The sequence below is a fragment of the Pseudoalteromonas luteoviolacea NCIMB 1944 genome, from assembly GCF_001625565.1.
Classification (GTDB): Bacteria; Pseudomonadota; Gammaproteobacteria; order Enterobacterales; family Alteromonadaceae; genus Pseudoalteromonas; species Pseudoalteromonas luteoviolacea_F.
In genome coordinates, this window is sequence record NZ_AUXS01000011.1 from 26180 (window position 1) to 48544 (window position 22365).

Sequence of the window (22365 nt, forward strand, 5' to 3'; positions counted from 1 at the left end):
CTAAGTCATATTTACTTGGTAGGACTTGATTGTTTGGCTTTCTTTCGATATTTAGCCGGAGTGGTATCAGAAAACTTTTTAAATGCTATATAAAATGTTGACTGGTTATTATAGCCACATAATTCAGATACTTGTTTTAAACTTATATTTGTATCTTTACATAAAAGCTGTTTTGCCAGTGTTACTCGATACTGATTAATATAGGATGTGAAAGACACGCCCAAGTTATCATTTAAAACTTGCGAGAGATGTGGAACAGAAATATTTAATCGATTTGCAACCTGAGACAAACTAAGGTTCGGGCATTTATACAATTCGTCTTCGTTCATCAATTTTTCTAGCCGCGATAATATAGGGGCCGCCAAATCTTGCGGTATTTTTTTACTGGCATATTTTTCCTTTTTTGCATTGAATCTCTTTGATATTAAGGCTTCAAAACTGAGATAAGTAGATAGTAAAAAACATACTATGCCAACAAAAAGGGATGTGTAGGTGCTAAAAATATAAGCTAACCAAAGTGTTGTAGTGCTGCATATGACTACGATGGCAACTCGAGCATTTTGATCTACCACGATATCCAAAGATTTGTTTATTACTGCCGGTGCAATGGTTAGTAAAGATGCAAATAAATAGCCAAACCAGATATATCCAACAGCGGTGGAAATATGTGCACTCCATAACAAGGTATAATAATCATATGGCCAAGTTATTCCAATAATAAGAGCAAGGCTAGTTGGGGGGAGTAGATGAATTCTCCAGTTAATGTTTTTTGACGTTTTCAGTTTGAAAGTTTGTTTTACGTAGGCGAACAGTAAGGGGGCGGCCAAAAAATAGCTTGTTAAGCCCAGTTGAAAGAAGGCTTTACTATGGTCTAGGTAAAAGAAGATAGGTTGGCTCATCCGAATACAAATCATTAAGGCCACACCAGCTAATAACTTATTCACGAGATTGAGGGGTTTTAATCTGAATAAGTAAATGCTCAAAACCAACGAATTGACTGCGCCGATGGCACTTAGAAATAACAAAAAAATGGTGGCATCTAAAACCATGAAACTCTCTACTGCATATTTGTTTTTATTTTATGACTGGGAGTAGTTGGTTTGCAATTGCAAAACTTGCATAAGAAAAGGGGTTGATTTTAATAATTTATTTGTTCAATTTCCTATTTAATATCAGTTTATACTCGTGTTTTATCATTGATAGATAAACGAGTTTGAGTCGTAAAGACTTATAAATAATAGGGATACGACGCGATCCGGATAATACCACCGCGGCGTATCACTTTAAATACTGAGGGTTATTGAGTCACTTTTCTTGCCCTAAATTGACGACCTTTCATTTTTCCTTCTGAAATAATCTTCAAGGCTTTATTGGCGAGCTTACGCTCAATGGCGACATACGAGGTGATCGCTGTAACTTTAATTTTACCGATTTGAGTGCCTTGTATTGATTTGTCTGCAGTCAAAGCACCTAAGATATCGCCTGGTCTTAATTTGGCTTTTTTCCCACCGTCAATCTGCAACGTAACCATAGGAGCTCGTGCAATTTGATTGCTAAACACATCGTCACTCGGTAGGTTAATCGGATCAATGGTTTGCTCCAAGTAATCTTCCAAAGCGTTAACTTTGTGGGACTCTTTGTAACTCATTAAAGAGCATGCCACTCCTGTATTTCCTGCACGCCCAGTGCGACCGACTCGGTGGACATGCACTTCTGGATCGTGTGCTATATGATAGTTAAGCACCATGTCAACATGATCGACGTCAATACCACGGGCGGCGACATCTGTGGCAACCAAGATAGTCAGGCTTTTGTTTGCAAATCGCACTAGGGTGCGATCTCGGTCTTTTTGTTCTAGATCACCGTGAAGGGCGGCACTGTCAAATCCGATTTGTTTGAGGTTGTCACAAACAGATTGGCATTCAGCCTTAGTATTACAAAAAATGACCGCGGAGCTTGGTTGAAATTGCAGTAATAACTTTTGCGCAGCAGCCAGTCTCGCATCGTTATCTTGCACTTCGTAAAAGTATTGCTCAATTGAGCTGTGATCATGGGTTGCTTCAACGGTGACCTTTTCAGCGTTTTGCATAATATGCTTTGCTAGCTGCTCTATTCGTGGCGGGTAGGTCGCACTAAATAGCAGGTTTTGTCGTTTAGCTGGGCAGTGATCTAGGATGCATTTAATGGCATCTTCGAAACCCATTTCGAGCATTCTATCAGCTTCATCCAATACGAAAGTGTTTACTTCGTCCAGAGATAGTCTGCCTTTACGTAAATGTTCTTCAATTCTACCTGGAGTGCCAACAATGATATGGGCACCATGTTCCAATGAACCTATTTGAGGGCCCATCGGAGCACCACCGCATAAAGCGAGAACTTTAATGTTATGGATAGCTCTGGCGAGTTTACGAATTTCGACAGCAACTTGATCTGCCAGCTCTCGAGTAGGACATACAACGAGCGCTTGTACACGAAAACGTTTTACGTTGAGGTTATGCAGTAAACCAAGTGAAAACGCAGCAGTTTTACCTGAGCCTGTTTTTCCTTGTCCGATAAGATCTTTACCCGCCAAGATTTTAGGCAGTGTTTGAGCTTGAATTTCCGTCATGGCCGTATAGCCAAGAGAGGTTAGGTTATCTAATAGGGCGTTTGAAAGTGACAAACTAGAAAAAAGAGGCTGAGACAAAACAAGTATCATCTATTTTGAAATAAAGGCGGATTATACCACGCACTATGTGCCGATAGAATCTTTACATGGTGGCGTTTGTTTTTCAGTCAAGGTGAAACAATGGGGTTTGCGATAAGAGAAACCCCACTTGCCTTAGCCTGTTTGTGTTTAGTAAAAAATTTCCAGTTGTATGAGTGATGTTTACCCAATAACTTTTTTGAACTTCAATAGCCAAACGCCAAACAATATCTCAAAAATGACCGCAAAAGTGATGCCTGTGCCAGCGAAGATATATTTTTCTTTGAATGGCAACACTTGGTTGGTGATTAAATAGTCTCCGCTGACAAAAGTGATGGCTGCGAAAGCAATAAGTAGACAAATGAGAATAGGGTAATCAATATACGGATTGATATTGAATTTTGCATAACTTCCACATTTACCACATGTAATCATTGTGGGTAAACCAGCCTTAAATACATCGATGAAACCAATGGCACTGCCACATTTTTTGCAACTGTTCGTGGAATGCTCATCTGAGCGAGTTGTTCTGGGCACTGCTGGCGAATCTATATTCTTTAAAAAATGTGCTCTCAAATTACCATAGTTTGATTGACACTCTCCAGATATTGGAACAACTATTTCTGTTGCCTCAATAAGATATAAACCGTTGTCGATACAATAATTCAGTGCTCTCAACAATGAGTCTAAACCGTCTTCATCGATAAGCTCCGCAATATTGTTTTGATTTTCCAGAACCCATCCTTTAAAAGTACCGACATTTTGTAATACTCCACTTGCACTGTAATTACCGGACATTAGTATGGATGTATCGGCATCAAACTTAGCGAGAGGAGAGTTTTCAAGAGCAGAAAAGCTTTGGAAAAGCGTGTGTATAGAAGGAATTTTTTCGGCCAAGAAGCAGATAGCTGAATTTCGAGCATACCAATATGGATGCAGAAAACCTGCGACACTGGCAATAGCAAATGAGAAATAAGCCGCAAAATTTTCGGCCGTTATCGGGTCACCGGACGGGGTCGATTCATTCATATACCAAGGAATAATAAACTCATTAAATAATTCAAGAAACTGCTCTTGAACTTCGCTATCTGAACTCACTTCTGCTGCTCTAGATTGCAACAGTCCCGGGTGTTCTAAAATATCAAAAACATATCTCTGAATTTCTTTTTTTGAAATACAATGAAAAGTTACATCATAGGACACAAGTATTACTCCAAACCTCAGGTGACACTCTTTACGCAGCGGTACTGCGCAAGTTTTTATGAGCAACATAATAACAAGAAAGCACTGAAAATCCTTGTTTTTACAATATTTTATTTTTTATGAGGGCAAAAAAAGATTATATGGAGTTTAATGCAATTTTAATGGCAGGAGTTGGGAAACGCTGCTTTATAATGGGTTAAAATTATTTACGGTGCGATTTTGGCTGCGCCAATTGCATATTAATAGCAAACGGCGCGGCATAACTTTAGGCTAAGGCTTGGTCAACACCTTTTGGGTTGGGGCCGTAATCGTTGCTATCTTGATCGCCTTCTTGTACTGCAAAAATAAGTAACACAATTGCACCTATCAGTGGCAATAGGCTTATTAGAACCCACCAGCCCGAGCGACCAGTGTCATGTAATCTGCGGATGGAGACTGCTACGCTAGGAACAAGTACTGCTAAAGCATAAATAAGACTTAGAAATGATGTGCCAAGCACGCCATCTAAAACGGCGATTACAACAGAAAAAATTAAATTGAATAAAACAAACATCCAATACTCTTTTCTTCTCGCTCTTCCATTAAATACCACGTAATTCTTTAAGACGGATATGTACCATTCCATTTTTGGTTCCTTAATTTTATTTTAATTGTGTTTAAGAGAGTTAAATGTGGTATGTCCATTCACATTTAATTTATTGCAGCTATTTTTTTATGAGCTTACAACTCAATATCTTGACTCTCCAAGTAGAGAAAATAAATCAAATAATGATTTGTAACAAGAGGTAACGATAAATAATTATTACTATATGAAATTATTTATTTGTATTTGGTTTTTATAGAAGCTTTTTGTTAGGTAATTTTATTTTTCGTATGTCAGTTCAATGTCTTGACAGTTAATTGCTAAGTTGTGGAATTGATCCTTTTTGCAAAAAAAGCCGCGGTTATTTCACAGCCATTTCACATGTCTTTACGCAAACTCCACTTATCAAAATCAAAACGAATGTATTTAAGGAGTGGACATGGGTGTTAAGTTAGACGTACGTCAATTAGATCACACCATTAAGTTGGTAAATGGTGAGCCATTACACTTGCTAAAAGCGGTTTCAATGTCTGTAGAGGCGGGAGAGCAGATTGCTATCGTTGGGGCATCAGGCTCAGGGAAGTCAACATTGCTCTCCTTACTGGCAGGACTTGAGACGCTGCAAACTGGGGAGATCAGCTATCAAGAAAGGAATGAAGATGTTGCTGAAATTAACAGTGTTTCGGGCTTTGTGTTTCAGCACTTTCACTTACTGCCAGAGCTAAATGCGCTGCAAAACGTAGCGTTGCCTTTATTATTACGAGGTGAGAAAAGTGCGCAGCAACAGGCTCTTGAGAAACTAAAACTCGTGCAAATGGAAGCACAAGCGCATCAGCCGGTTACCAAGCTTAGTGGCGGAGAGCAGCAGCGCGTAGCGATAGCACGAGCACTTTGCAGCGAGCCTCAAATCATTTTTGCGGATGAGCCTACTGGCAACTTAGATAAAAATACTGCTGAGCAGGTTTTTTCACATATGCAAAATGGGGCAAGGTCGACAGGCACCACCATGGTCGTGGTTACTCATGATCTGAATTTGGCAGCAAAGTTAGACAAAATCTACCATCTAGAAAGTGGAGAGTTAAAGTTATGATTGACGCGCAAACCATAGATGCCGAGCGCGAGTCCAAACTTAGCTTGAGCCGCGCTAGTATAATGCTTATCAAAATATTTCTTTTGCAAGTTCGCCAAGGCAAGCACCTTGTTACTTTATTCAGCTTGGCTTTACTCTTTTTGTATCTCAGTCTGACAAGTTTGCTTGGACAAGGTGTAGATAAATATCTTAATCACAATTTGCAAACTATGTTGGGGGCAGATACTCAGCTTTCAGTCACTCGAGATTGGCACGATTCTGAAACGCAATGGGTGACAACTCATGCTAGCTCAAAGACATTTATACAAAGTTACCAAGTGACCTTAAGCCAAGGCAGTGCTTATAGCCATGCGAAATTAAAAGCGGTTGATAACGCTTATCCATTGACTGGACAGGTGACTATCTCAACCAATGAACAACTAACTACATCGCAGGTTTCTAAAGGGCCTAAAGTCGGAGAGATCTGGTTAGAGCCGCACCTAGCACGAGCCCTTGATGTTCGCATTGGTGATGAGATCCGTTTGGGAAGTGAAACCTTGGTTGTGAGCGCGCTTTTACTAAATGAACCAGACAGGATCATTCAAGGATATAGTAGCGATAGGCGCGCATTGGTGTCCCAGCTGAGCTTGGTCGCACTTAACATGCAGCCAGAAGATCGTCAGATCTTAGTCAATCACCATGGTGATTTTAAATTAAGTCATCTCAAGCAACTGCAAACCGCTAGCGCAGACTTAAAGGTTACCAGCAAACTGCTAAACAACTATCCAATGGCACATGCATGGCAGAGGGTACAAAACTTCATGGGTCTGATCAGCTTTATTATTGTGTTGTTGACTTGTTTGTGTCTGTGGTTGAGCCAAAGAAGTCATATAGAGCCAGTACAAGGGGTGTTGGCGGTCATGTTGGCCAATGGCGTGAAACGCCAGCAAGTACCTCTGCTAGTGGTGGTATTAATGGTCAGCATTTTGTTGCTAAGTTTTATACCAGCCCTGTTAATCGCAATGGTTGGTGCGACTTTCATTGAGCAGTTAATCCAGCAAAATGTATTCGAGACTTTTGAGCTAATGTGGGGAGTGACTGGAATAGGTCATGCATTGCTAATGAGTGTATTACTCTACTGTCTTCTGACAATTCCTAACTGGATTAAATTACTTAAAAGCACTGTGCGAGACCTATTGGAAAAACGAGAAGATGGCGCTGTTACATTTATTGTTAGCGGCTTGTGTCCTTTACTGTCACTGTTGGCTGTAGTCTTGCTTAATACTGACAATTGGGTTTTGACTGGGCTGTTATTGTCAGGGCTTGGAGTCTGTCTAGTTTTATTACTTGCATTAACTTGGGGAATATTGAGCCTTGCGAATCGCAGCTTGGTTGATCGAGGTGGCGTGTTTGCATTTGTATTGCTTTTAATGAAGCAGCGGATGAGTGTGAAAATTATCCAAATTTTGGCTCTGGGGCTCAGCGCAACGCTTTTATTATTGTGTCTGAGAGTTGGTCAAGATGTAAATCGAGTGCTAGATCGTGCCCTGTTTGAAGATCAAGGTAATGTCTTTGTCACGCAAGCTACTTCCACTCAAAAACAAGCAATTTCTCAATTTGCCAAACAACATGGCGGTGAAGTTAAGCAATTTAAAGCATTTCAAAGTGCGAGAGTCACCCATGTGAATGATGTATTGCTGGCACAAATCGACGCGCCATCCAGTGACTCTAAAACGCGTCTTGAACGGGATATCAATTTACATTGGCAAATAAGTCAGCCTGACAATATCAGCGTTGTCAGTGGGCAGTGGCAGCCATTGGGTGAACAAGGCTTACCTTCAATTTCAATGGAGCAGGAGGTATTCGACGAGTTGAGCCTTGCACTAGGAGATGTGCTGACCTTGCAGGTAGGCTCACAAAGTCAACAGTTTAATATTGCTTCAGTACATCACTATCGCTCTGGCTCGGACATGATCACGTTTTGGTTTGTGGTTCATCAGGATAGTGTGCCCGTAGCGAGTGAGCCAACTTTATATATGGGCAGCGTTGATTTACCCCAATCTGGGTTGGACAACTTAGGAGAGATCTGGCAAGCGCACCCTAGTATTCGTATGTTACGGGTCGAAGAATTGATCTCAAGAGTACGCAATACCGTGCAGACATTTATGTACTTAACGTTAGCCTATGGGGTATTCATTGCAATAATGAGCAATTTGCTTGTGGTGGCTTCTATACAAACACACTTGCAGCGAGACAAACTGAAAAACGGCTTGCTGTTAAGTTTTGGCCTAACAGAAAAGCAAGGGCGAAATATGCTGATCACAGAGTGGGCAATATTAACTGTGATACCTGTGGCATGTGCATTGGCTTCAGTTTATCTGTTCATTGGTCAAATTTATCAGCAGGGGTTTGGCCTTGCATATCGACCTAACGACTTGATGTTATTCCTCGAAGCAGTTGCGATTGTGATGACAATTGCTCTAGGCGGAATATGCCTTAGTCGAAAACAACTCAAGCAAAGTGTTGTTACTTTGTTAGAGCAGCGCGGTTAAATACACAGTTGGCAATGTAGCAAATATGCGACATTGCCAAATTTTTTCCCTTCAAGCTTTTTCTCTCCCCAAATAAGCCAACTTCTCGCCAATCTAGCTTGTTCTGATAAACCTGTTTGTTTACTCATCAAGCATTCATCAGGAAACCACCTCGTGATCCGCTCAATTGAATTGAAATCTTACAGTTATTATTTTGTTGCAAAAATTTTATCATTTTAATGTGTTGGCATATTGAGGTGTTCATTCCTTAATCGGCAATGGACAGAAATTAACAAGGAAAATAACGTAGTGGTTAATTATGAAAGCTAAAAATGTGTTAAAGCAACTCTATGCATCAGGCATTGAATTGATTCTTGAAAACGAGCGACTTGTCACTAAGTCAAACACTCCTCTCACCGACAAACAATCGACACTGATAAATCAATATGAACAGCGGCTAATTGATTACATTAAGTTGCAAGATACTCATTGGCGAGCGCGATTGTGTGGGTATGAGCCTATGGTTCTACATAGCATGTGTTTACCGGATGAGCAGCGAGGAATGTTTACTCAATACTGGCAATTTAGTGATTTAAAACAGCCAGAAGCCAGCACAACACAAGCACAGAGTCAGTTACAAAGCCGGGTTATTTATGCGTTGAATCAGGCACTTTCAACTTATTCTGGTCAAGCTGATGGCCTAATAAAAGTGTCTTTACCCGAGGACTCAGCCCTTGGTTTTCAAGTATATCCTGTCCGAAGTACCGCACAGGGAAAGTCATTAACGCTTGAGCAATTTACCGAATTATATCGTCAAGACATTGAGCTGGGATACTTAGATACAGTCGCACTGAACACCCACAATCTAGACTCAGAATGTGAAGTAGTGTGGTTGGGTTTACAGGATATGGAACATTACTCACCGAGCCTCAATGAAAAACAAAAGATAGGTATTGATGTTCGGCTTTTAGATCAAAAAATCGTTTTCACATGGCGTTGGAATAGCCAGCTTATAAGTGAACGGTCTGTTAAAGTTATCTCAGAAATCTTTGCGTCTTATCTTATGGGAGAGCCTACCTGTATCCCGGAATTTTCAGCAATAAAAAACGGCTATCAAGATGGCAAAAGTGCTTTGGAGCTGTTTACTCAGGTTGCCTCGCTTTATTCTGATAAAATAGCAGTGCGCTGCCAAGAGCAGCAGCTTACATACCGAGAGTTAAAGCAGCAGGCAGAAAACATTGCAGCTTCATTGCAATCAGCTGGTGTGCAAGCAGGGGACCGTATTGTGGTGATCCTTCCTCGTAATTTAGAGCTTTTGCTGGCAATAACGGGGGTATTGTTTACCGGGGCTGTGTATATCCCTATCTCTGCGAAGGAGTCCAAAGAAAGAGTAAACGCTGTTGTTGAACAAAGTAGCGCTAAGGCGGTGATCTGCCCTGATGTCAAAACCACATTGGCTTGCAGGCAGTTTAGCTTAGAGCAATTGCGCTGTCGTCCAGATAAAGCCTATCGAGGGGTAGAATTAGCGGCTGATAGCCCTTTTTACATCAACTTTTCTTCGGGGTCGACCGGAGAGCCAAAAGGGATCGTGTGTTCACATCAAGGGATCACGAGGTTAGTCATTAATCCCAACTTTACAGTGCTTGATGACAATACCCACATGTTGTGTATTGCCAATCAGAGTTTTGATGCTTTTGCGTTTGAGATTTGGGGGGCGCTGCTAAACGGTGGCTGTCTTTATATGCTTGAAGAAGCATATGTAACACCAGAAAATCTAGGCGCATTGTTTAGCACGCAGGTTAATACCTGTTTTTTAACAGCTGCATTATTTCACACTTTAGTAGATATTGATCCTTGTCTGTTTTCTGGTTTGGATCAGTTACTGGTCGGGGGGGACGTAGTATTACCTTCAAAGGTAAAGCTGGTGTATCAAAACAATTCAGATATACAAATTGTAAATGCCTACGGACCGACAGAAAATACCGTATTCACGAGCACCTTTTTGATTCCAAAAACTTGGCCGAGTGACCAGTCGTTGCCCATTGGTCTGCCGATTAATGGTACTGCCGTAGCCATTGTGTCTGACAAAGGGGCGCGCTTACCACATGGTTGTGCGGGTGAGATTATTACTGCGGGCGCAGGACTGGCATTAGGCTATTTGAACAAAGCACAAGAGCAGGGACGGTTTGTCTCGATGGACAGTGAAGGTAAACCTCTGCGGGTGTATAAAACTGGCGATTTGGGCTTTATTGATAGCCAAGGGTATATACGGTTTATTGGTCGACGAGATGCGCAAGTGAAAATCAACGGGTATCGAGTAGAGCTACAGGCAATAGACCAAACGCTTGTGACACTGCCACAAATAAAGCAAGCACATACATTTGCCATCAAGGCTACAAATGGACATAAGCTGGTAAGTTTTATTCAGCTTGATGAGTCACATAATAAAAACGATGCAAACTGTGAGCGTGCGTTGCTGCATTTCCTTAGCACAGAGCTCCCTGCGCATATGATACCGAGCAACCTTTGCTTTATAACTCAAATACCACTGACCCTAAATGGCAAAGTGGATAAGCAGTCTCTCATCGAGTTGTTTATCCAGCAAAGCCAAGCACAATACGTGGCACCAATCACGCCTTTGCAAAGTGAGCTATGTAAGTTATTTGCGCAAGTATTACATGTCGAACGCCTCGGTATCGCGGACGATCTGATTCAATTGGGAGGAAACTCGTTGATGTTTCTTCGTATTTTGGCAATTTGCAGAGAAACGTTGCAACTGGAGATCTCCCTCAATGAGTTATTACTCAATCCAAATATTGCTGCGATTTCTCGTTTGGCGCGGCCTAAAAATGCGCTCACTATTACAAAAGCAAGTGAGCAACAACTGTCATATGCCGAGGAGCGCCTACTTTTTATTCAAGGAATAAAGGAAGCCGAATGTGCTTACAACGCACCTTTTTTGTTTGAGCTAAGCCCCGAATTTGATTGCGATAAATTCTTGTCTGCGTTTGAGCAAGTCGCTGCGCGACATACTATCTTAAAAACCCAATATCGCTGGAAGGATGGGCGGCAAGTATACCCTCAAATATCTAAATCTAAGTATACGTTGCACCATGAAAAAGTAGATTCAGAACAAGCGTTACAAATGCGACTCAAGTATTTCGCCAATGAAGTGTTTGACTTGAGTGAGGGGCTACCTGTTAAGTTCGTGCTATTGGAAAAAACGCACAGCCGACAATTACTGCTCAATATTCACCATGTTGTGATTGACGGCTGGTCGTTGAACATTCTATTCAATGAGCTGACATATTTTTATGAGGGTAAAGGAGAGATATTACCACTTAAGATCAGCTATAGAGATTATGCCAGTTGGCAACGTGAAGAGCTTAAAGGAGCGACAAAAGCGGATTTAACCGCTTTTTGGCAAAGGTATTTGGCTGGAAATGATGCCTTGTTATTGCCCTATGATGCGCCGAGGGAGACAAGCTTTGATTACAAAGGTAAGAGTCAGTACATCAAATTAGACAAGTCACTTTCGCAAGCCCTTAGGCAAAGTGCGAAAGCCCATAGCACAACACTATATCATGTGATGTTAAGCACCTTTTTTGCTCTGAGCCATAAACTTTCTCAGCAACATGATTTGATCATTGGTACGCCATTTGAAAATAGATATGTATCTGAAACACAGTCTTTAATCGGTTTTTTTGTTAACTCCTTACCGATCCGAGTTGTGTTGCAAAATGACGATGTCTCACTGCAAGAGTTGCTTCAACTGACAATTAACAGTGTCTCTGAAGTGCGTGAGCATCAGGCGTTGCCACTCAATGATATTGTACAGGCGACGGACACTGAGTTTGATGCATCTCGCGCTCCTCTGTTTCAAGTGTTGTTTAGCGTACAAGCGTTTTTAGCTCAAAAAGATCTGCCCTCTGGAATGACGTTTGAACATCTGCGTGCTTATACGGCAGCGAAGTACGACATGACCATACTTATCGATGACAGTAAAGAAGAGATCGAAATAGATTGGAACTATGCAGCGTCTTTGTTTAAGTGTGAGTCGGTGACGCGTTTTGCACAAATGTATAAGCGCGTTTTGACGCAGTTTACAAAACAGCCAAGTACAAGGCTCAGTACGGTCAATGTCATAGATGAAAAAGAACACAGGTTGCTCTTAGATGTATGGAGTAGGCCAGAGCACTCAACGCCGCTGCGCCATTTAACGCTGCCTGCTTTGTTTGAAGAGCAAGCCAATATTCGTCCAGAGAAAACTGCACTTAGGTTTAAAGGTGAATCACTGAGCTATCATCAATTGAATAGCCAGGCAAACCAGCTAGCTCACGAATTATTGGCTTGTTTTGAGCGCGGCCATTGGCCGCAGCAGGCACATATTGCGGTATTAAAAACTCGCGGTATCGACATGGTTGTCAGTGCACTGGCAGTCCTGAAATTAGGTGCAGCGGTGGTTATGGTGTCTCCGGACTATCCACAACACAGAATTGACACTATGTTGCAGGACTGTCAGCCTCTTTGTGTGATCACCTGCGATGAACATGTAGATAAGATCCGCGGTTTGGATTGCGATTTCGTTATTTACCAGCAAGTAATGAGTAAGCACAGCTTAACCCATAATCTAGCGCCAGTTACAAACCTTGATGCATTGGCTTATGTGATTTACACGTCTGGCACAACGGGGACTCCAAAAGGGGTGAAAACATCTCATCGTGGTGTGGTGTCTCTGATCCAAAATAACGGATATGTTGAATTCTCCACCCAAGATCGGCTGGTCCAGCTGGCCAATCCTAATTTTGATATGGCTTTGTTTGAAACTTGGGGCGCGCTATGTCATGGCGCAACCTTGGTTATTCCCGAGCAACAGCAACCCAGTTTCGAGGATATTCGCGCATTGTTGCGGCGTGAATCAATAACGATATTGTGGCTAACTACGTCGTTATTTGATGGGCTACATAGTTTTGACCCCAGTTGTTTTGCGAACCTAAAGTACCTTATTTTTGGTGGGGAAGCTGCCAATAGTGATACTGTTGCTAAACTGCAGGCATCTGAGTGTTGCCCTGAATACTTAATAAATGGATATGGTCCATCTGAAAGTACCATAGTGACGACGCACTCTTGTCATGGGTTTACGGGTACGAATGTACCTATTGGTAAACCTGCTAATTCGCGCAAAGTCTATGTGCTGGATAACAATAAAAAGCCAGTGCCAATAGGGGTGGTCGGAGAGCTCTATGTAGCTGGAGAGGGGCTTTCGGACGGGTATTTAAATCGCCTAGAACTCACAAATGAACGCTTTTTACCTGATCCGTATAGTGACAGTAAAGATGGCAAAATGTATAAAACGGGGGATTTGGTACGCTGGCGATATGATGGAAATCTTGAATACTTTGGGCGCAATGACAATCAAGTTAAAATCAACGGATATAGAATAGAACTTGGTGAAATAGAAAACGTTTTATTGCAAAACGCAGACATTAAAAGTGTTGCGGTTGTTGATGTTGAGCACCACGGTCACACACATTTGGTTGCTTATATCTGTAGCACTAATACACAGCTCTCACTCACTGGTGTTCGCAGCAATACAGAGCAGCAGCTTCCTAGATTTATGCACCCCAGTGAATACATTCAAATTGATAACCTTCCATATACATTAAATGGAAAGTTGGACAAAAGTCGCTTGCCCAAAGTACATTTTGAGTCGCAGCACAGTTACGTTGCACCAAGAGATCAATTTGAATTACGGCTTTGCGCTTTATTTAGGGAACTATTGGGAGCGCCTAAAGTAGGTATAGATGATGACTTTTTTGAACTGGGTGGACACTCTATGTTGGCGATGCAATTGGCACACAAGATTGAACACTTAACCGGGCAAGCCTTTTCATTACGGTCATTATATAGCCACAGAACCGTGCGGCAGTTGTCAGAGTTCAAACCCAAAACGAAGCGCTTTGTTGAGCCTTCGCAATTTACATTGCCTGTACATTTATCTCCGCTCAAGTCTGATGTAGAGCGAGCGCAAACGATATTCTTAACGGGTGCCACTGGATTTGTTGGACGCTATTTATTGGCACAGTTATTCACTGCTCCCGATGCAATAATTTATTGTCTAGTTAGAGCATCAGATGGCATACATGGCAAAGCGAGAATAGAGCAGAGCTTAAAGCAGGCTCATTTGTGGCGTGACGAATTTAGAAGCCGGATCAATGTTGTTGTGGGTGATTTATCACAAGAAAAGTTGGGTATGAGTGAGCCAAGCTATACTCGTGTTGCCGAGCAGGTTGATTTAATTATCCATGCGGCGACGTACATGGATCACCTAGCACAATTTGAGCAAATGAAACCTGCCAACGTTGATAGTACGATAGAACTGATCACCTTACAGCAGCACCTAAAGGCTAAGCGCTTACTGCACATTTCAACGACCGCGGTACTTAAACAGCGAGAAATTGCAGATGAACTAGCATCTTTGGAGCTACAAAATCACACCGCGTGTGAGGGATATGTATCCACCAAATGGGCTTCGGAGTTGCTTATTAAGCAAGCACAACAACGTGGTTTTGACATCAGTGTGATTCGATTGGGGTTAATATCTGGATGTGTAAATACGGGCTTAAGCGACCACGAACAGTGGCTAACCATGCTGATGAAACTGACCTCACACCTTGGGTTGTGTTTTGATGATAAGCGTTTTCAAACGAGTATTATACCTGTGAACTATGTTGCACAAGCCATTGGCACCTTGGTATACCAATCAAAGCTATTACCGGTCTATCACCTATCAAACTCTCGAGAGCTCTATTTTGTCGATTTGGTACGCGCCCGCAACAAAGTACTTGAAGCGCCTATATCATTAACCAGCTACGAGGACTTTATCGCGGCATTGGTTGCACTCAAAGAAACAGGAAAAGCAATCACAGGAGAGTACTTGTTTACTGATGATATGCGGCAAGTATCAGCTGAGCGTCATAGAGACGAGTCGAGTGTTTTCGCGCCAATTGATGCTAGTAAAACTTGGCAGTCGTTGGAAAAGCTCAATTTGCCAATGCCTGCGCTGACAGACGTGATGATAGCGCAATATTTCGATGCCATTGAAAACATAGAGTAAAAAAAGGACCTTCGGGTCCTTTTTTATAGAGGGTGGCTTTGTTTATTTAGCATTAATTGGCGCGGGTACTTTTTTAAACTGATAGCCAAGTCCGTTTAACTTTCCTGGTTGGCTAAAGTCAAACACTGTACCGATGCCTCTTCCATACCCTTGTACTTGAAGTAAGTTGTCGCCCACTACCTTTACTGTTCGAGTAAAGCCATACTTAACCGAGACAAGCACCAAGGCTTGCAACTCTGGCGCGTACTCTAAGATAAGATCGCCGAGTATCGGGTTGTCGGATTGGATTTGATAATACCCAAGTAACTGCTCAAGCTCCGGGGTTAACTGCGTAGTAACTAGCTTGCTAAATACGTGCGCGTAATCCTTTCCGTCATAAAGAAAGCGGACTCCCTCTATGGCCTCGGTCGGTTTTATTTTTATATCGTAGTCTATTCCCTGAACTTGATATGTTTGCGCTGCTACTTTTTTGAGCGGCTTATAGCCGAACCCTTCAGAGAAAACACTAAACTCGCCACTTGGATTTTGCTCTATAAATACACTGCTTGTGCCCACATAAGCACCCGCTTCCAGCGTTTTACTGGACTCATCTAATTGGGGAGTTGATGTTTGCTCGAACGGTCCTGGTGACTGTTGAGCCACCATGCTCGTCACTGCTTTGGCGATGTCTTCAACCGCGCTTGCACCTACTCTGTTATTAGTTGTGACAAACACGCCAAAGTTTAATTCAGGTACTATGTACATTGAACTTTCATAGCCCTGATAACTACCATCGTGTTTGATAGCGATATGGCCGTTATATGATTCAATGAAGAAGCCCAGTCCCATTTGGTGGTCGCCATCAAGTTTCACATGATCATTTTGGACATTGCGAACTGTCTTAATCAAAGATGCGGGCAAAATTGCATGGCTATTATAATTCCAGCTATCCAATATTGCCTGCATATAGCGCGCCATATCATTACCAGTAGAGATCATGCCACCAGCTGGGGTGGTTAGTGCTGCATATTTTGGCTCAATTTGTGTGCCGCTGTAACTTTCAGCCATCTTTGTTGGTAACGGCCCGTTTGGCAGATGGCTCAAAGTAGAGTCCATGCCGAGAGGATCAAAAAACTCTGATTGTAAGTATGCTTGCCAACTTTGCCCGCTAACTCTTGAGACTAACAAACCTGCGAGGGCAAACGCATTATTGTTGTACGCTGAGATTGTGCCGCGATCCCAAACCAAGTATTCATCGCTTAGCAACGCAGCCAGTGAATTTAGATCTTGATCTGGCGTGGTCGTTGGCTCATCACCTCGATACCATCCTGAAGGGATCCCACTTTGATGGGTAAGCAAGTCACGTACAGTTATTTTATCACTGTTGTTTGGCAATACTTTGGGTATAAAATCCGATAGGTGTTTGTACACACTGTCATCAAGAGATAATTTGCCTTCATCAACGAGCTTTAAAACCGCGAGGGTAACAAAGGTTTTTGTGATTGAAGCGATCCTAAATTGGGTATCTGACGTAACGGGCTGTTGTGTTTGGATGTTGGCAAAGCCAAACCCGTCCAACATTAATGGCGTATTGTCTTTGACTACAGCAATTGAAATTCCAGTGATTTTTTCTTCTGATAGTCTGTTTTCAATTTGCTGAGTGATCTGGTTCAATTTGCTGAGTGATCTGGTTCAATTCTGGCTGAGTCAGTGCTAGAGCAGTGTGACTGACCGTAAAACCTGCGAGAAAGGTCGAGAGCAATGCTATTTTTTTCATGGTTGTCCTTAATTAATATTGGGTTGAGTTAGGTAGCTTAGATTGAGTAGCTAAGCAACTCTGTTTGTAGACGATATAGGGACGATTAAAATTAACTCAGGGGCCAATTAAAGTCAGCGCAATTGGGCAAGCTAATTTGTTTTGAGATTAAAGGTTGGCTCATTTTGCATTTTGAGAAAAATTTCTATTTTGCGAATCGCAAATTGCAAAACAGAAAATTGCTTACTGAATTTTCGCATTTTAGAAATACTGACTTCATTGCTCCAATATTACGGTCAACTATTTATTGGAGCTTTTCTATTCAACCAATTCAACAACTTAAAATTAAAAAGTCGCCATATATCGAATTCACGAACTAAGGACGTGAAATTGACACATAAATGCTTGTACTGGCTAATTCATGACTAGATGGCAACGAATACATAGAAAACAAATTTAACATTACTAATTTCAGTGGTTTGTGGAATCAAATATTTTAACGGTTCGATTTTTGCATAATACTAAGGCAGTAGAAACGATTGATGGTGTGTTTATGAAAAAAACAGACAAATATTTTAGTAAGTTTGGGGTAGTGCTTCTATCTCTGGCGACAAGCTTTTCTGTGTTTGCGAATGAAAACACCTGTTTAGACGGACTTTTTGCGATTGACAGGTTTTCGGGTGATGGTCACAGTGCAATATATCACATAGATACTGATGCTCAGGTTAGTAGAGAAGTGCCAGGTGCTACATTTGCATCGAGCAATATTGCTGGACTAGGTGAGAAGTTATATACCATGCAGCGGATCGATAGCGACACAAACGCGTCTAAGTTGTATGAGTTTGATATGCAATCAATGCAGCAACGTGAAATTGCTGATACAACTAGTTTTCCGATCAAACGTTCGGCGGTTTCTCCATCGGGAGACTATTTATTAGCGACCAGCCAGACTTACATGTACCAATTTGACTTAATAACTGGAGAAAAAACAGTTTTGGGGAAAATGAAGTCTGACAGCGCAACATATGACGATTTTGATCATGGTGATATAGCGTATTCAGCGGATGGTAACTTCGTATATGTACTAAATGCAAAGGCACTATACGTTCTTGATGAAGCAACTATGACATTAAATGAAATTGGTGAGCACAACCTACACTGGGCGTCAGGCTTAGCGGTTGACGAAAATGGCACCATCTATGTTTCTGCTAGAAATAGTGGTGAAAACGCAAAAATATATACTCTGGACGGACAAACTGCCCAAGCAACCTACGTCATGGACGGTCCAGCGCACATTGCCGATTTAACCTATGTCCAAGGCTGTGGTGATACTTTACCTGTGATAGCAAACGCGCTCCAAAAAGAGATCGACAAGGCCAATTTATTCTGGCTAGCTAACGGAAACAGCAACAAGGTGGCGAATTTAGCGGGCTTTAAAGACGGTACTTTTAACTTTAATGATCAAGGGTTTCCTGTTGAGTCGAAAGACAAGTTAAACAAACACAATCGTTTTACTAAAAACCCCAATGCCAACCGCTGCGCGCGGATGTGGAACAACTTTTTAGAGCATCAATACACACTTAATCGCAATGGCAAAGGCAGAAAAAAAGCAGATGGCAGTACCAAGTGGTACTTTTCTACCGAGGCTGGTGAATATAAGGTGATAAAAGCAAGCAAAGGTAGCTGCCACTATGGTTATGCTTCTGGGGCACCGGGTAAAATCATTTACAATTCAAAAACAGGCATTGTGTCTGTTCAGTAACACACTTTGAAGCTTCATCAGGGTAACGCAGCGCTTTCGCTGCGTTACTTCTTTGGATTGGATGTTTGAGCAAAAAAATTACAACCTCAAATGCAACCTTTTCCCTCTGTGGCACGTCTTAATTTTAATCTGGGAAGTACCTATCTTTACTATTTTGAGGATTAAAATGCAGCTAATTTTATCAGCTATTTTTATTATTTTTACATTTGGCTCACTGAAAGCGTTTGGCGCGATGAGTACTGAAATACAGCATTTACTCGCATTTATTGAAGCTGCTAATTGTCAGTATGAGCGCAATGGCACAATACATAGTGCTCAAGATGCAAAAGCTCATATATACAAAAAATATAATTATTATCAAGATGATATCAACTCAGCGGAAGACTTTATACGGTTGGCAGCAACAAAAAGTAGTCTCTCTGGCAAGCACTACCAAATACACTGTCAAAATAAACCCATAATAAAAAGCAGTGAATGGTTGTTAGCGGAGCTTGCGAGGTATAGAGAGGAGTAGACAATTAAAAGAGAACGTTCTTTGTTCAGAAGTCTTATGCTTTACTCGCGATATCCGAAAGTTGAATATGCAAATTTAAAGTAATATTTATTAGGTTGTGCTATTCATTTAATTTTTAAATGTGACAAAAGAGATTTTAGGGAATAGAAAATTCTTTATTTAAATTTAATGTTTTTGACCTTTTTATGATCAGATAACTGTCATATATAATAATTTAATAACATAAAAAACCAATTGTTAATGATTAAATTATTCCAAGGGTTTGTTGTTTCCATTATAATACGCCTTCAATTTAGAGCTTTGTATTTTAGGGGCTTTTAAATATATAAGGCACTTTCAAGCAGCTAGCGACGTGACACGTGGCCTATCAAAGTTGCAAGCCTTACCAAACGCAGTTACCACTAGTCTTTGTGACTAAAAAACACATTTAATCGAATTAAATAGAACCGGTTCAAGGATCACGAGCGTGATCTTTTACTGGTTTTAGCATATTTCAGTCATTGTTAACTTAGGGATGTAATAAACACAATATGGCATTAAAAGACTTGTCAATTTCTAAACAGATCGGCTTAAGCTTTACGTCGGTATTTTTGGTCTTCTTGGGTGTAAGCCTTGTGACTTACAACGGACTAAAGGGGATCAGCGAAGACCTTGGATTCATAGTACAAACGAGTATACCGTCAGTTGAAATCGTTAAAGATCTGCAAATTGAATTGACCACCATTAGAAAAGATGAATTTGGTGTTGCCACAAACCCAAACCATCCAGAACTGGATGAATGGTTAGTCACTTTAGATAAGTTAAAGTCAGGTATTAATAGTAAAATATCGGCTTACAGTAAATTGAACGTCTCGGATCAAGAGCGTTTTCAGTTTGATGCGTTTGAGCGCGCGTGGCGAAAGTATGCGTCAGCGACGGCGAGTTTTAATCGATTAGTGCGCAGTGGAGATGTTGCTAAGGCAAACGACATTGTGCTCAATAGCTATACTTTTTTTTCAGATGCTATGGAAGAGCTCACTAAACTTGGCAAAATAAACAGCGACAATGTTGGTCAAGCAGAAACATCAGCGGTCCGTGCTGTTGGAACCGTGATCACTGTGATTGTTATTTGTGCTTTGATATCAGCGGTGATGATCGCTTTAATTTGTTTTGTGCTCAGTGGTGCAATCAGAAAGCCATTGGAAAAGGCGAAGAATTTGGCTGGTAATATCGCCAATGGTGATTTGAGTTCAAGAATTGATACACACGATTTAAGTGAAAACGAGCTAGGGTCATTGCTTCTTTCTTTAGAGAGAATGCGCGAGCAGCTCAATAGTCTTGTGGTTAAGATTAATGACAGCGCTATCCAGTTAACGACGGCAGTGGAAGAGGTCAATATGATCTCTGCGCAAAATGCCACAGGTATGCAAAATCAACAAAATGAGTTGCAATCGGTCGCGTCTGCTATGACTGAAATGCAAGCAGCAGTATCTGAAGTTGCTAAAAGCACGGAAATGGGGGCCGAGTCGGCCAATCAAGCCAACATGAAATCACGTGAAGGGAGCGCTGCGCTTAAAAGTAATATTGTACAGATCTCGAGTGTCGCAGACACCGTAACCCGAGCGGGTGACCTCGCAGAAAACCTCGAGAAAAACTCGCAAAATATCAATGTCGTCGTTGACGTTATCAGAGAAATTGCTGAACAGACGAATTTACTGGCATTAAATGCAGCAATTGAAGCAGCACGCGCTGGTACACAGGGACGAGGTTTTGCAGTTGTTGCTGATGAAGTACGTTCATTAGCGCAAAGAACGCAAGATTCAACAACTCAGATTGTCGAAATTGTGAGCGATTTGCAATTGAAATCAAAAGAGACAGGTGAAGCTACCAGAACGTGCCAAAAGGGCATCGATGTGTGTGTTCAGCAGACTGAGACTGTTAGCAACACAATCACCAAAATAGAGCAAGAAATTGACAGCATTGCGGCGATGAGCACACAAATCGCTGCGGCCTGCAATGAACAGTCAGTGGTTTCCGAAGAACTTAATCGCAATATCGAAAACATTAATGTAGCAGCTGTTGAAATGACTGAAGGTGCAAATCAAACGTCACAAGCTTGTCATGAAATCAGTGAGCTTGCACATGGCCTAAAATCAAGTGTCGAGCAGTTTAAGTTGTAAATGATGGGCTTTATTCAAAAGCAGTATCGTAAAAGTCACACCTTGGTTGAAAAAACTAAATGTTGTATATTAAAATTGTCTCGGTAGACTAATATTTATAAAGCGAACCTATATGGTTCGCTTTTTTATTATGTCTAAGAACTCTTTAAGTTGAAAAATATTAAAGTTTTTTGGGAAGGTTTTTAGCTGTCATATTTGTGCGCTCTGTATTTGTATTTATTATTCTGTACAATTTGTAAATTATAATTATTTTATAACTGATATTATTTAGTTTTTTTAATTAGTGGTGTTGATTAAAATCAAGGAAAGACAGTGGTTAAGTGGGTCATATTTTTAATTTTTGTATCCTATTCTTTCGTTAATGAAGCAAAAAACTCGCAAAAAATTGTGCTGAATGTCCCCATCGTCGAGCAAGGTAAGAAGCTGTGTGGTCCTGCGACCATAGAAATGATTTTTAAGTATTGGGGCATTAAACACTATACTCAATATGATATAGCAGAGTCTATTTTACATCATTATGAAGATGCGCCGGTATTTGTTCGCTCAGGTATTTTGAACAACTACCCAAGAGATTGGGCCGACTATCCAGGCACCAAAGTGACTTATTTACAGGGGTTTTTAGAGCAATATGGCAAGACGCGTAGCATTAAGTTAGGCAAAAAAATGGATGGGGCTGAGAGCGTCGATGAAAAACGCGCTCAGTTGTTTAATCACGTTAAGACATACATTGCCAGTGGGATCCCGGTAATTGTATTTCAATATTGGGAGTTACCTAAATCGCAAAGCCATTATCGTGTGGTGGTTGGGTACGATGAGGCTAAGCGTTTGGTGTACTTAAATGATGCAAAACGGGCGCGGCGTGTTGTACAAACTTATGAAGAGTTTTTAAACTTATGGAATGTGGAGCATCCAAGATTGCGTTATTACGCCGTTGCTTTTAATACTGAGCGTAAAAAAATTCAAATTCAGCTATAAATATAGCTGGGCGGTTTCTTAGGGGGCTGGC

At 41.3% G+C, this 22365-nt stretch carries 14 protein-coding genes; 7 read left to right on the forward strand and 7 right to left on the reverse strand.

Annotation, left to right across the window (positions count from 1 at the left end; all coding sequences use genetic code 11):
• Positions 1–11: 11 nt before the first annotated feature.
• The 4 genes from N483_RS00565 to N483_RS00580 form a co-directional block, all read right to left on the reverse strand.
• Entirely contained in the window at positions 12–1049 is a 1038-nt protein-coding gene (locus tag N483_RS00565; RefSeq protein ID WP_023398177.1) for a helix-turn-helix domain-containing protein, read from the reverse strand.
• Between the two features lie 248 nt (positions 1050–1297).
• Complete coding sequence (gene dbpA, locus N483_RS00570) at positions 1298–2686, reverse strand: ATP-dependent RNA helicase DbpA (RefSeq protein ID WP_036975333.1); 1389 nt, start codon at positions 2684–2686, stop codon at positions 1298–1300.
• A 183-nt stretch (positions 2687–2869) separates the two neighbouring features.
• Positions 2870–3889, reverse strand: coding sequence for a hypothetical protein (locus N483_RS00575; protein WP_023398175.1), 1020 nt, complete (start codon positions 3887–3889; stop codon positions 2870–2872).
• Between the two features lie 265 nt (positions 3890–4154).
• Positions 4155–4514, reverse strand: a complete 360-nt coding sequence (locus tag N483_RS00580; RefSeq protein ID WP_023398174.1) for a DUF805 domain-containing protein — start codon at positions 4512–4514, stop codon at positions 4155–4157.
• Between the two features lie 397 nt (positions 4515–4911).
• Between N483_RS00580 and N483_RS00585 the strand changes: the two genes are divergently transcribed.
• Positions 4912–5562 carry an ABC transporter ATP-binding protein gene (locus tag N483_RS00585; RefSeq protein WP_023398173.1) on the forward strand — a complete coding sequence of 217 codons (651 nt, stop codon included), beginning with the start codon at positions 4912–4914 and terminating at the stop codon, positions 5560–5562.
• Positions 5559–8093, forward strand: a complete 2535-nt coding sequence (locus N483_RS00590; RefSeq protein ID WP_023398172.1) for an ABC transporter permease — start codon at positions 5559–5561, stop codon at positions 8091–8093. Before N483_RS00585 ends, N483_RS00590 begins: the two co-directional genes overlap by 4 nt.
• Here N483_RS00590 and N483_RS27575 read toward each other — a convergent pair.
• Positions 8090–8221, reverse strand: a complete 132-nt coding sequence (locus N483_RS27575) for a hypothetical protein (RefSeq protein WP_269201318.1) — start codon at positions 8219–8221, stop codon at positions 8090–8092. The genes N483_RS00590 and N483_RS27575 overlap by 4 nt on opposite strands.
• A 170-nt stretch (positions 8222–8391) precedes the next feature.
• On the opposite strand from N483_RS27575, the gene N483_RS00595 reads away from it, so the two are divergent.
• Positions 8392–15189 carry a non-ribosomal peptide synthetase gene (locus N483_RS00595; protein ID WP_023398171.1) on the forward strand — a complete coding sequence of 2266 codons (6798 nt, stop codon included), beginning with the start codon at positions 8392–8394 and terminating at the stop codon, positions 15187–15189.
• Between the two features lie 42 nt (positions 15190–15231).
• Here the strand turns inward: N483_RS00595 and N483_RS00600 are convergent, their stop codons facing one another.
• Entirely contained in the window at positions 15232–16842 is a 1611-nt protein-coding gene (locus N483_RS00600) for a serine hydrolase domain-containing protein (protein WP_023398170.1), read from the reverse strand.
• The gene (locus tag N483_RS27580) at positions 16817–16945 is read right to left on the reverse strand and encodes a hypothetical protein (RefSeq protein WP_023398169.1); all 129 of its coding nucleotides are present in this window, start codon (positions 16943–16945) and stop codon (positions 16817–16819) included. The genes N483_RS00600 and N483_RS27580 overlap by 26 nt, the downstream gene beginning before the upstream one ends.
• A gap of 532 nt (positions 16946–17477) precedes the next feature.
• Between N483_RS27580 and N483_RS00605 the strand changes: the two genes are divergently transcribed.
• The 4 genes from N483_RS00605 to N483_RS00620 all read left to right on the forward strand — a co-directional run bounded on the left by N483_RS00605 (position 17478) and on the right by N483_RS00620 (position 22334).
• Positions 17478–18686 carry a YncE family protein gene (locus tag N483_RS00605; RefSeq protein ID WP_052027348.1) on the forward strand — a complete coding sequence of 403 codons (1209 nt, stop codon included), beginning with the start codon at positions 17478–17480 and terminating at the stop codon, positions 18684–18686.
• 166 nt (positions 18687–18852) lie between these two features.
• Positions 18853–19200 (forward strand): DUF5329 domain-containing protein, encoded by a 348-nt coding sequence (locus N483_RS00610; RefSeq protein WP_023398167.1) that lies wholly within the window; start codon positions 18853–18855, stop codon positions 19198–19200.
• Between the two features lie 530 nt (positions 19201–19730).
• The gene (locus N483_RS00615) at positions 19731–21359 is read left to right on the forward strand and encodes a methyl-accepting chemotaxis protein (protein ID WP_023398166.1); all 1629 of its coding nucleotides are present in this window, start codon (positions 19731–19733) and stop codon (positions 21357–21359) included.
• 312 nt (positions 21360–21671) lie between these two features.
• A complete protein-coding gene (locus N483_RS00620) occupies positions 21672–22334 on the forward strand; it encodes a C39 family peptidase (RefSeq protein ID WP_023398165.1) in 663 nt (220 codons plus the stop codon).
• The last annotated feature ends 31 nt before the right edge of the window (positions 22335–22365 follow it).

What these genes read in the sequence shown, in the direction of transcription:
- N483_RS00565 (WP_023398177.1), bottom strand. Translation starts at nt 1,049, where the DNA reads ATGGTTTTAGATGCCACCATTTTTTTGTTATTTCTAAGTGCCATCGGC.
- N483_RS00580 (WP_023398174.1), bottom strand. Translation starts at nt 4,514, where the DNA reads ATGGAATGGTACATATCCGTCTTAAAGAATTACGTGGTATTTAATGGA.
- N483_RS00585 (WP_023398173.1), top strand. Translation starts at nt 4,912, where the DNA reads ATGGGTGTTAAGTTAGACGTACGTCAATTAGATCACACCATTAAGTTG.
- N483_RS00590 (WP_023398172.1), top strand. Translation starts at nt 5,559, where the DNA reads ATGATTGACGCGCAAACCATAGATGCCGAGCGCGAGTCCAAACTTAGC.
- N483_RS27575 (WP_269201318.1), bottom strand. Translation starts at nt 8,221, where the DNA reads ATGAGTAAACAAACAGGTTTATCAGAACAAGCTAGATTGGCGAGAAGT.
- N483_RS00595 (WP_023398171.1), top strand. Translation starts at nt 8,392, where the DNA reads ATGAAAGCTAAAAATGTGTTAAAGCAACTCTATGCATCAGGCATTGAA.
- N483_RS27580 (WP_023398169.1), bottom strand. Translation starts at nt 16,945, where the DNA reads ATGAAAAAAATAGCATTGCTCTCGACCTTTCTCGCAGGTTTTACGGTC.
- N483_RS00605 (WP_052027348.1), top strand. Translation starts at nt 17,478, where the DNA reads ATGAAAAAAACAGACAAATATTTTAGTAAGTTTGGGGTAGTGCTTCTA.
- N483_RS00610 (WP_023398167.1), top strand. Translation starts at nt 18,853, where the DNA reads ATGCAGCTAATTTTATCAGCTATTTTTATTATTTTTACATTTGGCTCA.
- N483_RS00615 (WP_023398166.1), top strand. Translation starts at nt 19,731, where the DNA reads ATGGCATTAAAAGACTTGTCAATTTCTAAACAGATCGGCTTAAGCTTT.